This is a genomic window from Pseudomonas sp. FYR_2, from assembly GCF_043106425.1.
GTDB lineage: Bacteria > Pseudomonadota > Gammaproteobacteria > Pseudomonadales > Pseudomonadaceae > Aquipseudomonas > Aquipseudomonas monteilii.
Window position 1 is genome coordinate 278220 of sequence record NZ_JBICMM010000016.1, and the last position, 13974, is coordinate 292193.

The following is a 13974-nucleotide window of genomic DNA, read 5'->3' on the forward strand; positions in this document are numbered from 1 at the left end:
GGTTCAGGGCGCTGCGCGACCACCCTGGGGCGCACAGCGCATGCACACGCTTAAGCGGTCGGCTCGGTTGGCTCGGCCAACTGCACGGGTTTCGCTTCGGGGTTTTCCACCTTGCGCAGGCGGCTCAACTCCGGCAAACCCAGCTTGAGTAACCGCGCCGTCTTGCCGCTGGCTACCTTCTCTATCCCTTGCTCGGCCGGCAGCCGCGACAACTGCCCAGCCAGGTTCATGGCCAGAATCTCCCGCGAATAGACGCCACCGCCAAGCTGGTAAATGGCCGCGATCAACTCCCGCAGCGCCAACGGCAAACGCCAGCGGGTACGTAGCGCCGAGCCGAACGCCGCACCAAATTCGACAAGCGACAGCTGCACCTTGTCCTCGTCCAGTTCGCCGCCGGCCAGGCGCCACTCCTGCAGGCAACGCAACACCGCCAGGTCGCCCAGGCAATGCAGCAAACCCGCGCAATAACAACGCCCTTCGTCCAGTTCGAGCATGCGCGCCAAGGTACGGCCATATTCGGCAGTGTGCAGCGACAGGTCCCAGTAACGGGCGGCATGTTCCGCCAGCAACGGGTCGCTGAGGCGTGCGCTGCGCTTGAGGGTCATGCCCAGGATCAGGTTCATGCTCTGGGTACTGCCAAGCTTGTTCAAGGCCTGCAGCAACGTTTGTACCGGGGCGTCACGGTGCAGCGCGGCGCTGTTGGCGGCGGCAATCAACACAGCGGTAACCTGAGGGTCGTTACGCACTTCCTCTTCCAGCACCTTCAGGTTCAGGCCCTGAGGGTTGAGCGCGCGCTTGATCGCTACCTCCACATCCGCCAGCAACGGCCCACCATCGGCAGTAGCGCGGCGTTGCTCAAGGTAGGCCGGCAGGCTGGCACCGGGCTGCAAGGCAGGGGCCGGGCAGGCGATTTCCTCGCCAACCGCCACCAGCAGCTCTTCCAGGCGCTTGCGCAGGTTGTCCAGGTTCAGCGGCTTGCTCAGGTAGGCGGTAGGGTGCAGCGGCAATGTTTCGCGCACGCTGGCGCTGTCGCTGCGGTTGCTCATGAGGATGAACGGCAACTCCGGCCCTTTGGCGCGGACCTTGCGCAACAGGTCCAGGCCGTCGACACCGGCCAGCTCGCGGGCGGCGATGATCAGGTCAGGTTTGTTGGCCAACAGGTTGAGTGCCTGCGAACCGTCGGCGCATACATGCAACCGGGCATCACAGCGTACGCTGAGCAGCATTTCGCTGAGCATGTCACGTACCCAGGGATCGCCCTCGACAATCAGTACGCTTGGTGCGGTGGGGTTTGCAGCGCTCATCGCCAACAGCTCCTGATTAGCCTCACACACAGTCCGTCGCAGCTTCCAAAGCAAATCCTCCGCTAACGATAGCGCCCCATGGCTTTTCTGGGCACAAAAAAAACCCGCCGAGGCGGGTTTTTTTCTGAAGCGTGTCACATCAAGCGAGTTCAGCGAAGCACTCTTCGATGATGGCCAGGCCTTTGTCCAGCAGGGCGTCTTCAGCAGTCAGCGGTACCAGGATACGCAGGACGTTGCCGTAGGTGCCGCAGGACAGCAGGATCAGACCCTTCTCGCGTGCCTTGGCGACCACCTGGCCAACAGCAGCAGCGTTCGGGGTGTGAGTGCCTTTCTCGAAGACTTCGACAGCAATCATCGAGCCCAGACCACGGACGTCGCCGATGATCGGGAACTTCTTCTGGATTTCGCGCAGGCCAGTGGTCAGGCGCTCACCCACAGCCTTGCTGCGGTCCAGCAGTTTTTCTTCTTCGAACACTTCGATCACGGCCAGGGCCGCGGCGCAAGCGATCGGCGAACCGGCGTAGGTGCCGCCCAGCCCGCCTGGCGCGATGGCGTCCATGTACTCGGCCTTGCCGCACACACCGGCCAGCGGGAAGCCGCCAGCGATGGATTTGGCGAAGGTGGTCAGGTCAGGCGCAACGCCCATCTGTTCCATGGCGAAGAAGGTACCGGTACGGCCAGCGCCGGTCTGTACTTCGTCGGCGATCAGCAGGATACCGTGCTTGTCGCACAGCTCGCGCAGGCGCTTCATCAGCTCTTTCGGCGCTGGCAGGAAGCCGCCTTCGCCTTGTACTGGCTCGAGGATGATCGCGGCGATGTCGCGTGGCTCGGCGTCGTTCTTGAAGATGCGCTCGACAGAGGCGATGGCGTCGTCAACGCTGATACCGTGCAGCTCGCTCGGGAACAGGGCGCGGAAGATGCCGCCTGGCATCAGGCCCATGCCAGCGGAGTACGGCACGACCTTGCCGGTCAGGCCCAGGGTCATCATGGTACGGCCGTGGTAGCCGCCGGTGAAAGCGATCACGCCAGCTCGGCCAGTGGCGGCACGGGCGATTTTTACGGCGTTTTCAACGGCTTCGGAGCCGGTGGTGACCAGCAGGGTCTTCTTGTCGAAGTCGCCTGGTACCAGCTTGTTGATCTTTTCGCACAGCTCTACGTAGGGTTCGTAGGCCAGCACCTGGAAGCAGGTGTGGCTGACTTTGGTCAGCTGATCTTGCACAGCTGCAACCACTTTCGGGTGCAGGTGGCCGGTGTTCAGTACTGCGATGCCGCCGGCGAAGTCGATCAGTTCGCGGCCTTCAACGTCGATCACGGTCGAGTTCTTCGCGGTGTCGACGAAGATCGGGTGGATTTGGCCGACGCCACGTGGGACGGCAGCTACACGACGTTGCATCAAGGATTCGTTGGTCTTGCTCATAATGCCCTCATTGCGCCGACAGGAATGGCGCTTTTATTCGGGGGTGGCTGGGAGTGCTCGCGAACAGTATTCGTTGATCGACTGCCGCAAACGCCCTGGCCACCAGGTAATGCGATGTAAAAAAGGCCAGCGAGACGTCGCTCTCGCGCCCCGCTGGCAGAGGTAAAGCCTTTACCGTGCTATCAGACGCTGATGCACAGGTATTTGATTTCGAGGTAGTCCTCGATACCGTACTTGGAACCTTCGCGGCCCAGGCCCGAAGCCTTGATGCCACCGAACGGTGCCACTTCGTTGGAGATCAGGCCGGTGTTGATACCCACCATGCCGTATTCCAGGGCTTCGGCAACACGGAACACACGGCTCATGTCGCGGGCGTAGAAGTATGAAGCCAGGCCGAACTCGGTGTCGTTGGACATGGCGATGACTTCGGCTTCGTCTTTGAAGCGGAACAGCGGCGCCAGTGGGCCGAAGGTCTCTTCCTTGGCGACGGCAGCGGTCTTCGGTACGTCGACCAGGATGGTCGGCTCGAAGAAGTTGCCTTCGATGATCTTGCCACCGGACAGCACCTTGGCGCCTTTGCCAACGGCATCTTCGATGTGTTCCTGAACCTTGGCGACAGCTTTACCGTCGATCAGCGGGCCAGTGGTGGTGCCTTCTTCCAGGCCGTTACCGATCTTCAGCTTGGCAACAGCGGCGGCCAGCTTCTGGGCGAACGCGTCGTAGACGCCGTCCTGCACGTAGATACGGTTGGCGCAGACGCAGGTCTGGCCGTTGTTACGGTACTTGGAGATGATCGCGCCCTCGACCGCCTTGTCCAGATCGGCGTCGTCGAACACGATGAACGGGGCGTTGCCACCCAGCTCCAGGGAAACCTTCTTGATGTCCTTGGCGCATTCTTCCATCAGCTGGCGACCGATTTCGGTCGAGCCGGTGAAGGACAGCTTGCGTACCAGGGAGTTGCCAGTCAGCTCGCCGCCAACTTCGCCAGCGCTGCCGGTAACCACGCTCAGCACGCCAGCCGGGATACCGGCACGGTGGGCCAGCTCGACCAGGGCCAGGGCGGAGTATGGGGTTTGCGAAGCAGGCTTGAGCACCATGGTGCAGCCAGCGGCCAGGGCCGGGCCGGCTTTACGGGTGATCATGGCGGCCGGGAAGTTCCACGGGGTGATGGCCGCGGTAACGCCGATTGGCTGCTTGATGACGATCAGACGCTTGTCTGGCTGGTGGCCAGGGATGGTGTCACCGTAGACGCGCTTGGCTTCTTCGGCGAACCACTCGATGAACGAGGCGGCGTAGGCGATTTCGCCCTTGGCTTCGGCCAGTGGCTTGCCTTGCTCGGTGGTCATCAGGCGAGCCAGGTCGTCCTGGTTCTCGATCATCAGTTCGAACCAGCGACGCAGCTTGGCCGAACGCTCCTTGGCGGTCAGGGCACGCCAGGCCGGCAGGGCCTTGTCGGCGGCTTCGATGGCGCGGCGGGTTTCCGCGGTGCCCATCTTCGGCACGGTACCGATGACTTCACCGGTGGCCGGGTTGGTCACCTTGATGGTCTGGCCGTTGTCCGCATCCAGCCACTCACCATTGATATAGGCTTGCTGGCGGAACAACTGAGCGTCTTTGAGCTGCATGTCGGCTTCCCGAATTGTTGATTGTTGAAAAGCGCCCAAGGCAGGGCATCGAGCGTTTGAAATCTCAAACGAATGCTAAGCGGCTGCTGGGGTGTTGGACAATAGGCTGTTCGAAAAAAAGAACGAATGGTTGAACACCCTATCCGAAATTGCCCGTCAAATGGCCGGTACAGGGTAGACGAACGAGCTGAAAGAAATGTGAAGGGAGGACCGACGGCCCTCCCGGCAGGGATGTATCAGAACGCCTTGGCCAGGTCGATCACCAGTGCCCGGTAGCCGACACTGCCCGGCTGTCGGCTATGCACTTTCAGCTCCACCAGCACCTCCTGGGTCCCACGCCGCACCTCGTTGAGCACGGTAGTGGTCAACTTCTCCGGCGTCAGGAAGTTTACCGAAGCCGAGTAGATGAACTGGGTATCAGTCTCCGGCCAGCCTTGGGGCGAGGCCAGTATCCATTTCACCTGCTTGTCGCGACCGATCTTCGCCACGCCCTGGTGCCGTGCTGAAACGATGATGCTGTCGTCATCGGCGTCGTAGTCGATGGCATTGACGTGCGCCCAGTTGCGCCCGGTGCCCACGCCGGGGGTGTCGCCAAAGGGCAAATCACCTTCGGCCAGTTCATTTGCCAGCCGCTCGTGTTGCTTCTGCATACCTTCCGGCAATTGAATGGCGGCCTTGCCCAAGGTTTCCAGCAAGTCGCCTCGATACGGATCAAGGATCTGGTTGAGGTCCCAGAAGTCCAGCACATCCCCGGCCTCGTTAACCTCGATGATGTGGTCGCGGATCGAACGTACGCGCTTACCGTCCGGGCGGCGATAGTCGCTGGTACCCACCCTTAGCAGATAAGTGCCATTGGTAGTCTCGCGAATTTCATGGGAGAAGTCGGCGAACTTGTCGGGCAGCGTGCGCTGCCAGATACGCCGCCCCAGCAAGTCGTACTTGGAATAGGTCTGGCCCTGGCCCCAGATCAGCTTGCCATCGCGGCGGTTGGAGTCGTGGATCTGCTCGATGTCCAGGTACCAGCGCACATCGCCGTTGCTGTCGGCGATCCAGTTGTTGCCCACCTGATCCCATTCCGCCGCACCGCCCAGTGCATTCCATTTGAAGGCACGGCCACCCGGGATGTCACCTTGCAAGTGGTTGAACAGCTAAAGGCGCTTGGAAGGCTAAGGCCAGAACTGATCGCGCTCTGAGCGGGTTGAACACCCTGCCGGAGTGACTTGGCAGGTAAAAACAGCTACAGATCAAGGCGATGGACGCCACCGATTCAGATGGGTATCATGCGTGCGCGTTGCACTCGTAGCTCAGCTGGATAGAGTACTGCCCTCCGAAGGCAGGGGTCGTGGGTTCGAATCCCGCCGAGTGCGCCATATCAAAAAAGCCCTGGGCCTGAGCCCGGGGCTTTTTCGTTTGTGCGAAATGTCGCGTTTCTGGCACTCCCGTGCCATAGGTCATTGGTGTTAGCGTGGGCGTCTTCCCGTTTTTTGAACGGGTAACCCACAACAATGATTGGCGAAGGAATGCACGCAACCATGCACCTGAAAAAACTCACCGCCACCACCCTGCTGCTGGCCAGCATCGGCCTGTTCACCCAGCCGGCCCAAGCCAACCTCACACAGCAGCAGTCCGCTGCCATCGTCAAAACCTTCGACGGCAGCAACCCAAGCGATTTCAAGCAGTTCCTCGGCAAGCTCAAAGGCAGTGACCTGGCCAAGGCCGACAACCTTGAAGCTACCCTCGACGCCTACCTGGCCGGCAAGCCACTGGCCGCCGAGCAGCAAGACGAGATCAACCGCCTGCTTGGCCTGTATACCCGCATCAAGTATGGCAAGGCCGCCACCGAAACCCTGCGCGAGCTGGTGGCCATCCCCACCTTCAATGTGGAGGGTACGCCGCAGTACCAGAACCCCGAGTTCCTCAAGATTGCCGACAAGATCAAGGCCCTGGCCGACAGCTTTGGCCTGGCCTTCCGCAACATCGACAACCGCGTGTACGAGATTTCGCTCGGCAGCGGCAAGGAAGTAATCGGCATCCATGCCCATGCCGATGTGGTGCCGGTCAACTCGGACAACTGGAAGCTGGCCGACGGCACACGCCTGGACCCGTTCAAGGTCACCCTGGTTGGCGACCGCATGTACGGCCGTGGTACCGAAGACGACAAAAACGGCATCGTGGTGGCGATGTACGCGCTGAAAGTGGCCAAGGACGAAAACCTGCCGCTGGCCCGGCAGTTCAAACTGCTGATCGACACCACCGAAGAAACCAGCGGTGACGCCATCCCCTACTACTTCGAGCGCAACCCCACGCCCGACTACAACCTGGCCCTCGACGGCGGCTACCCGGTGGTGATCGCCGAGAAAGGCTACGGCACGGTCATGGCCAGCTTCAGCAAGCGGGCGGGCACTGGCAAGGGCGCAGAAATCGTCAACCTGACTGGCGGCCTGGCCACCAACCAGATCCCGACCACCTCGGTAGCGACCCTGGTTTCAGACAACCCGACGCAGTTGGCCAAACAGTTGCAGCAAGCCGGTGCCAAGTACGTGAAGCAGCATGGCGGCGACTTCAGCATCGACGCCAAAGCTGAGGGCAAGAACGTGCTGCTCACGGTGACCGGTGTTTCCGCCCACTCTTCGGAGCCGGAGTCCGGGGTGAACCCGGTTGCCCGCATGCTCGACTTCATCAACGGCGTGGGCAAGCAGGTTCCGCTCAAGCACAACCACTTCACCGACGCCGCCCGCTACGCCGCCGACAACTGGGGCCTGGACTACCTGGGCAACAAACTCGGCGTGGCGTTCAAGGACGCATTCATGGGCCCGCTGACTGCCTCGCTGACGTTTGTCGGGGTGGATGACAAAAGCCTGAAACTGGCGGTGAACCTGCGTATTCCGAAGGGCAAGCCGATCGCCACGATCAAGGACGAACTGGCTGACAAACTGGGCAAGTGGACCCACCAAAGCCACACCTCGGTAGCCTTCGACTACAGCCTGGACGAGCCGATGTACCGCAACCCCGAGGGCGAATGGGTCAAGGCCCTGCTCGCGGTGGCCACCGAGAACCTGGGCATGAAGCATGAGTTTGGCACCTCGGCCGGCGCAACTTCGGTGCATGACCTGCCCAACGGCGTGCAGTTCGGCCTGGCCATGCCGGATGTGAAGTACACCGGGCACAACGACAACGAGTTCAAGACGGTGGAGCAGTTCATGCTGGACCTGCAGATCGTGAGCGAGATGGTGGCGCGGCTAGGGCAGATGCCGAAGCTTTGATTGGCTGTACTGGCCTCTTCGCGGGTAAACCCGCTCCCACAGGGATCGCCCAGATTTCGAAGGCGGTGTAGTTCCTGTGGGAGCGGCTTCAGCCGCGAAGAGGCCGGAACAGGCAATCGCTCATGACGTTTTTCAATCGACTCCATGCCGTTTCCTGCATTGCCGTGCAGAGCGCCGTGCCGGATGCTTTAGTTACTCCGAGACAGCGCTTTTTTCACCCCCAGAGGCCCGTATGAAGACCGTCGAACAAATCCTCAAGACCAAGTCCCAGCACCAGACCGTGTACACCATCGGCCCGGATGACTCGGTGCTCGACGCCCTGAAAATGCTGGCGGAGAAAAACGTCGGTGCGCTGCCCGTGGTCGAGGGCAGCCAGGTGGTGGGCATCGTCAGTGAACGGGACTATGCACGCAAACTGGTGCTGAAGGGCCGCTCGTCCGCCGCCACCCCTGTGCGCGAAATCATGAGCGCTCCGGTGGTTACCGTGGAACCGAAACAGAACCTTGAGTACTGCATGAACCTGATGACCAACCGCCACCTGCGCCACCTGCCGGTGGTCAGCAATGGCGAGTTGCTGGGCCTGCTGTCGATCGGTGACCTGGTCAAGGAAACCATCGCCGAACAGGCCAGCCTGATCCTGCAACTGGAGCAGTACATTCGCGGTGAATGACGCCTCTCAATGGTAGGCGCGCTCCAGCTCGTCCAACTGATGGTCGAAGCTGCGCAGACGCGCCGACCAGGTATACACCAGCACTTCCAGGTCACGGTTCAGTACTGCCGTATTGCCGTGGCCGCTGTGCGTAGGTTCGCCCAGGTCAAGCTGGTAGCGTTCGCGGGCCATGGCTTGGGCCACGCTCGACAGGTCGCGGGCATTGGCCAGCCAGTGGTGATGATGGTCATGGACTTCACGATCGAGCACCCGGCACTGGCGCTTCAGCGCATCCAGGCTCTGCTCCAGTGGCGTGCCCTTGAGCTCGCCCATGACCTCTTCGAACGTACGCCCCGAATGCCAGTAACTGCCCCAGAAGTAGCGGTCGAATACTGTTTCGACGCGGCGTAGCGCCACTTTGGTGTTCCAGATGGTCAGCAACGTTCGCCCCTGAATCACTTCCCGCTTGTTCAGGTGCAACTGCTGCCAGGCAATCCAGGTCAGCGCCACCAGCGCAAACGCCACAGTGACTGCGGCAGCTGCATACAGGAAATGCACTGCCTGGTTCATCTGCTGCGTCTGCCTGATGCCGTAGAAGTAACTGGCCGTCAGGGTGCCCAGGATCGTCACGGAGCACCAGAAGCCTGGTGCGTAGGGATCTTTCATCGCGCTATCCCCTTATTGTTTTCCTGAGCATAGCAACGGCCAATCACTCGTCAGGTGCCGCTCGGCGCTTTATTTTTTCTGCGGATGCAGCGCCTCATTCAGTTGATCGATCATGGGAATCCAGTCGGCGTCGGCGGTGTAACTTTCCTTGAGAAAGGCGCGCTGGGCATCGTTCCAAAAGGGTGCGTCAACCAGCTTCACATCTTCGTCCAAAGGCGAATGGGTGGTAATGAAGCGATCGATTTCGACCGGATCATCAGGAAGCCCCAACTGTTTGAAAATTTCAGAGAAAGGATGAATCGGATTGTCCATGGTTCCTCCTTGTCGCCAGGCCGGTCCTCGACGAGGTCGGCCCGGCAAGGGTTGAGAGCATCAGCTGAGTTCACGCACTTCGGCGCTCGGCACCAGCTTCAGGTATTGCTCCATGCTCATGTGAATCAGGTGATCGTGATCACCCGCCTCGAGATAGACATCACCCTGACGTGTAAGGCTCGAATCAAGCAGCATTTTTATCTGGTAGGCATCACCAAGGGCCGGCACGGCGCCGCGCTCGCAGTCACTGAACAGGCTAGGCAAGCCGCTTTCCCGGGTGAGTTGCCAGGCCCCGGACATGCGCACCTTGGTCATGTCCAGGTGCCGGTTGGCCGGTAGCACGGCCATGATGTAGTTGCCATGACGGTCATCGAGCATCACCGACTTAGCGACCCGCTCGGCAGGCACGCCGGCCGTCCGGGCCGACTCCAGGCTGGTGGCCGAATGGGGATGGGGAATGACGTCGTAATCGCAGTTGGCCTTGTCCAGGCGTACCTGCAGGGTTTTAGCCATACGCATGATGCACCTCCGGTTTCGCCCCCCAATCTCCAATTTTAGGCCTGGCAGCGGCAGGCAGGGCTAAACTTGTGCAATAGAGGCAAACGAGGTGACGACAGGTGATCGCGCAAGGCTGACGCTGACGAGCAGAAATAGAGATGGGGGCCTCTACAAGGCCCCAGCTGGCTATCAGAGAGGTGCGCGTCGCAACGTGGCCAGGAAGGTGGCCGCACCAATGAACAACCCGGCAAAGGTACGGTTCAGGCGTTTCTGCTGTTTGGGCGTACGCAGCAGACGCAACACCCGCGAAGCCAATCCGGTGTAGCCCGCCATCACCAACATGTCCACACTGATCATGGTCACGGTGATCGCCACATATTGTGGCAGCAACGGCGCATGCGGGTTAAGGAACTGCGGCAGCACCGCCAGCATGAACACCAGTGCCTTGGGGTTGCTGACGTTGACCAGGAAACCGCGGAAAACCAGGCTCAGCGGTTTGCCGATCGGGCGCACGCCAGACTCATCGGCCATGTCCATCGGCAAGGCACGCCATTGCTTGTAGGCCAGGTAGACGAGGTAGGCGACGCCAAACCATTTGATGACCTGGAAAGCGGTGGCCGAGGCGGCAAGGATGGCACCGACGCCGGCGGCGATGATGGCGATCTGTACGATCAGGCCCAGTTGCAGGCCCAGGGCATTCCAGTAACCACGCCAGAAGCCGTATTGCAGGCCGCTGGACATCGAGGCAATCGCCCCGGCACCGGGTGAAAGGCTGATCACCCAACAGGCGGCAAAGAAGCCCAACCATACTTCCATTGACATCACACACCTCGCTCGAACATATGTTGCAAAACGTTAAGCTAAGGTGTTGGTGAAAAAATAACCAGCAAATTCTTCGGGTTTAATCTGCCTCGACCGTCGGATCTTTGTGCATCGCCTGCACTTCAGCCCCACGCCAGCGCCGCACCGACTTCTGGAAGAACTGGCTATTGGGCACCTGCACCAGCGCCCCACCCGCCTCGGGCAGCTCCATCAGCGTGGTGAACAGCAGGTTGATGGCGATTACCCGGCCTTTTACGCCCGGCTTGTCCAGGGTGTCGACCAGCTCGACCACATCGCCGATGCGAAACGGCCCCACCGTGAAAATCAGCACCGCGCACAACAGGTTGGACAGCACGCTCCACATGGCGAAGAAGGCCACTGCCGCCACCGCGACGAAGCCGGACAGTGCAGTCCACAGCACCGTTGCGGAAACGCCCAGTCGCTCCAGCACGAACAACAGCGCGCTGCCCATGATCAGCCAGCGCAAACCACCCCGCACCGGCACCAGCAGCTCCGGTGGCAGCGGGTAACGCTGACCCAGGCGGCTCAACCCGCGGGCGACGATGCGCTGCAGGACGAAGGCTGCCACCAGGATCAACAGAATCTGCAAGCCCAGCCAGAAGGTGTCCATCCATTGCCCTGGCAGCAGCGAACGCAGTTCCTCCATCAGGACAGCGCCTCGAGCTCGGCCTGCATGCCCTCGAGCGTTTCCAGCGCTTCCATCCAGGCTTCTTCCAGCTCGCCTTCGCGTTGTTTGAGCTTGGTCTGGCGCGCCAGAAGGTCACGCAGCTCATCCTTGCGCGCGGCCTCGTAGAGGCCACCTTCGCCCAGTGCGGTCTCGATCTCGGCCAGTTGCGCATGCACCTGGTTAAGCTCGGTTTCCAGCTTGTCGGCGGCCTTCTTGTGCGGGGCAAGCTGCTGACGCAAAGCGGCGGCGGCCTGGCGTTGGGCTTTTTTGTCGGTCTTGTCCGGGTTGACCGGGGCGCTACTGGCCGGCGCGCTGCGCTGGCGGTACTCGACCAGCCAACGGCTGTAGTCGTCCAGGTCACCGTCGAAGGCGTCTACCTTGCCATCGGCCACCAGCAGGAAGTCGTCGGTGGTGCTCTTGAGCAAATGTCGATCGTGGGATACCACCACCACGGCACCGGCAAACTCCTGCAAGGCCATGGTCAGCGCCAGGCGCATTTCCAGGTCGAGGTGGTTGGTCGGTTCGTCGAGCAGCAGCAGGTTTGGCCGTTCCCAGGCGATCAGCGCCAGCGCCAGACGGGCCTTTTCGCCACCAGAGAAGTTCACGACCGGCTCGTCGCAACGAGCGCCGTGGAAGTCGAAACCGCCCAGGAAGTCGCGCAGGGTCTGCTCACGCTCAGTGGGCGCGATGCGCTGCAGGTGCAGCAGCGGGCTGGCCTTGTCGTCCAGCGAGTCGAGCTGGTGCTGGGCGAAGTAGCCAACGGCCAGGTTTTCGCCCCGTACCAGTCGGCCAGACAACGGTTCCAGTTCACCCGCAAGGTTCTTGATTAGCGTCGACTTGCCCGCGCCGTTAGGCCCAAGCAAACCGATACGCGCACCTGGGGTGAGCTGCAACTTGACCTTGTCGAGGATGGCCTTGTCGCCATACCCCAGCCGGCCTTCGGACAGGCTCAGCAACGGGCTGGAGATTTTCTGCGATTCGCGGAAGACGAAGTCGAACGGTGAATCCACATGCGCCGCCGACAGCTCTTCCATGCGCTCCAGGGCCTTGATCCGGCTTTGCGCCTGGCGAGCCTTGGTGGCCTGGGCCTTGAAGCGGGCGATGTATTTTTCCATGTGCGCGCGCTGCGCCTGCTGCTTCTCGTAGGCTTGCTGCTGCTGCGCCAGGCGCTCGGCACGGGTGCGCTCGAAGGCGGTGTAGCCACCTTTGTACAGGTTCAGCTTACGCTGCTCGACGTGCAGCACATGGTCGACCACAGCGTCGAGGAAGTCGCGGTCGTGGGAGATTAGTAACAGCGTGCCGGGGTAGCCCTTGAGCCAGTCTTCCAGCCACAGGATGGCGTCCAGGTCGAGGTGGTTGGTGGGCTCGTCGAGCAGCAGCAGGTCGGACGGGCACATCAGCGCCTGAGCCAGGTTCAGGCGCATCCGCCAGCCACCCGAGAAGTCACCGACGCGGCGATCCATCTGCTCGTTGGTGAAGCCCAGGCCGGCCAGCAGCTTGCGCGCGCGGGCATCGGCGGTATAGCCGTCGGCGCTTTCCAGCTCACTGTGCAGGCGCGCCAGGGCAGTGCCGTCGTGGGCCTGCTCGGCGGCGGCCAGTTCGGCCTGGACCTTGCGCAGGCGCACGTCGCCGTCGAGCACATAGTCCACGGCCAGGCGGTCGAGGGTATCGACCTCCTGGCGCATGTGGGCGATGCGCCAGTCACCGGGCAGTTGGCAGTCACCGGCATCGGGTGACAGCTCACCGCGCAGCAAGGCGAACAGGCTGGATTTTCCGGCACCGTTGGCACCGATCAGGCCGGCCTTGTGACCGGCGTGCAGCGTCATCTCGGCGCCTTCTAGCAAGCGCTGCGGACCACGCTGTAAAGTGAGGTTGGATAGTCTGATCATGATGGTCGCGGAGTCTACCAGCTTCCTCGGCCCATAGCGCGAGTGGAACCATGCACACCGACCTGTGGAATCACGCCCTGGCCCTGTATGTCAGGCCCGGCGCGGAAGCGGCCTGCCTTGAGCTACAGGCACTGGGTGGCGATGTCTGCCTGCTGTTGTGCGCAACCTGGCTGCAAGCGCGAGGCGTGGCGGTGCTGGATGAGCGCGTGCAGGCGTTAACCGAAATAGCCGGGGCCTGGCAGCGTGACGTGGTCGCCCCGTTACGCGGCCTTCGCCAACAATGGCGAGCAGCGGCATCGGGTGATGCGCAACTGGCGGCGTTACGTGAACAAGTGAAGGGGCTGGAGTTGCAGGCCGAAAAGACCTTGCTTGAGCGTTTGCAGGAGTGCTCGCGACAGTGGCCCAGGGACTCGCATGGGCTCACGGACGACTGGCTGGCCCGGCTGGCGCCGGAGCCTGGCCGCCGCCACGACGCGCTGGATCAGTTGCGCGCCGCAGCGGCTACGCTTCAGGACGCCGAAGACGGCGCCTGAGCCGGGGTGCTGGCGGGTGTCGCCGATGCTACTGAAGCAGCCGGGGTGGCCGAGTTGGTTGCAGCAGCCGGGGTACTGGCGGCAGGCGCAGCCGGTTTGGCTTCGGCTGGTTTGCTGGCAACAGGTTTGGCGGCATCTGGCTTGGCTGCCCTGCGTGCCGGGGCTTTGGCGGCAGCTGGTTTCGCGGCTGGCTTGGCTGCGGGTTTGGCAGCAGCAGTCGCTTTGGCAGCTGGCTTCGCCGCAGGCTTGGCAGCAGCAGTCGCTTTGGCAGCTGGCTTCGCCGCAGGCTTGGCAGCAGCAGTCGCTTT

The 13974-nt window shown here is 61.8% G+C and carries 13 protein-coding genes, 1 tRNA gene and 1 pseudogene; 4 read left to right on the forward strand and 11 right to left on the reverse strand.

Annotation, left to right across the window (positions count from 1 at the left end):
- Positions 1-50 precede the first annotated feature (50 nt).
- From ACF8R4_RS07235 to ACF8R4_RS07250, 4 genes and pseudogenes are all read right to left on the reverse strand, one after another.
- Entirely contained in the window at positions 51-1304 is a 1254-nt protein-coding gene (locus tag ACF8R4_RS07235; RefSeq protein ID WP_164524032.1) for a response regulator, read from the reverse strand.
- A 139-nt stretch (positions 1305-1443) separates the two neighbouring features.
- On the reverse strand, positions 1444-2721 hold the full coding sequence (gene gabT / locus ACF8R4_RS07240; protein ID WP_060499445.1) for a 4-aminobutyrate--2-oxoglutarate transaminase: 1278 nt from the start codon (positions 2719-2721) through the stop codon (positions 1444-1446).
- 182 nt (positions 2722-2903) lie between these two features.
- A complete protein-coding gene (gabD, locus tag ACF8R4_RS07245; RefSeq protein WP_015268576.1) occupies positions 2904-4346 on the reverse strand; it encodes an NADP-dependent succinate-semialdehyde dehydrogenase in 1443 nt (480 codons plus the stop codon).
- Between the two features lie 236 nt (positions 4347-4582).
- Positions 4583-5494, reverse strand: a pseudogene (locus ACF8R4_RS07250) (aryl-sulfate sulfotransferase); the annotation flags it as partial.
- 145 nt (positions 5495-5639) lie between these two features.
- On the opposite strand from ACF8R4_RS07250, the gene ACF8R4_RS07255 reads away from it, so the two are divergent.
- The 3 genes from ACF8R4_RS07255 to ACF8R4_RS07265 all read left to right on the forward strand — a co-directional run bounded on the left by ACF8R4_RS07255 (position 5640) and on the right by ACF8R4_RS07265 (position 8279).
- A tRNA-Arg gene (locus ACF8R4_RS07255) sits at positions 5640-5716 on the forward strand.
- A 162-nt stretch (positions 5717-5878) separates the two neighbouring features.
- Positions 5879-7609: a dipeptidase gene (locus ACF8R4_RS07260; protein WP_392492007.1), complete on the forward strand. Its 1731-nt coding sequence runs from the start codon at positions 5879-5881 to the stop codon at positions 7607-7609.
- Between the two features lie 232 nt (positions 7610-7841).
- Positions 7842-8279, forward strand: a complete 438-nt coding sequence (locus ACF8R4_RS07265) for a CBS domain-containing protein (protein WP_060499452.1) — start codon at positions 7842-7844, stop codon at positions 8277-8279.
- Positions 8280-8285: 6 nt separating this feature from the next.
- Here the strand turns inward: ACF8R4_RS07265 and ACF8R4_RS07270 are convergent, their stop codons facing one another.
- From ACF8R4_RS07270 to ACF8R4_RS07295, 6 genes are all read right to left on the reverse strand, one after another.
- On the reverse strand, positions 8286-8924 hold the full coding sequence (locus ACF8R4_RS07270; protein ID WP_060499454.1) for a hypothetical protein: 639 nt from the start codon (positions 8922-8924) through the stop codon (positions 8286-8288).
- A gap of 69 nt (positions 8925-8993) precedes the next feature.
- Positions 8994-9236, reverse strand: a complete 243-nt coding sequence (locus ACF8R4_RS07275) for a DUF2789 domain-containing protein (RefSeq protein WP_025754993.1) — start codon at positions 9234-9236, stop codon at positions 8994-8996.
- 60 nt (positions 9237-9296) lie between these two features.
- Positions 9297-9755: an aminoacyl-tRNA deacylase gene (locus tag ACF8R4_RS07280; protein ID WP_060499456.1), complete on the reverse strand. Its 459-nt coding sequence runs from the start codon at positions 9753-9755 to the stop codon at positions 9297-9299.
- A gap of 168 nt (positions 9756-9923) precedes the next feature.
- A complete protein-coding gene (locus tag ACF8R4_RS07285; RefSeq protein WP_060499458.1) occupies positions 9924-10556 on the reverse strand; it encodes a LysE family transporter in 633 nt (210 codons plus the stop codon).
- Positions 10557-10635: 79 nt separating this feature from the next.
- Positions 10636-11223, reverse strand: coding sequence for a mechanosensitive ion channel family protein (locus ACF8R4_RS07290; RefSeq protein WP_060499459.1), 588 nt, complete (start codon positions 11221-11223; stop codon positions 10636-10638).
- On the reverse strand, positions 11223-13133 hold the full coding sequence (locus ACF8R4_RS07295; protein ID WP_164524020.1) for an ATP-binding cassette domain-containing protein: 1911 nt from the start codon (positions 13131-13133) through the stop codon (positions 11223-11225). The genes ACF8R4_RS07290 and ACF8R4_RS07295 overlap by 1 nt, the downstream gene beginning before the upstream one ends.
- A gap of 50 nt (positions 13134-13183) precedes the next feature.
- Between ACF8R4_RS07295 and ACF8R4_RS07300 the strand changes: the two genes are divergently transcribed.
- A complete protein-coding gene (locus ACF8R4_RS07300) occupies positions 13184-13666 on the forward strand; it encodes a TIGR02444 family protein (RefSeq protein ID WP_060499461.1) in 483 nt (160 codons plus the stop codon).
- Here the strand turns inward: ACF8R4_RS07300 and ACF8R4_RS07305 are convergent.
- The coding region (locus ACF8R4_RS07305; protein ID WP_392492010.1) for a hypothetical protein at positions 13642-13974 on the reverse strand (333 nt) is incomplete at its 5' end. The two genes, ACF8R4_RS07300 and ACF8R4_RS07305, sit on opposite strands and share 25 nt — an antisense overlap.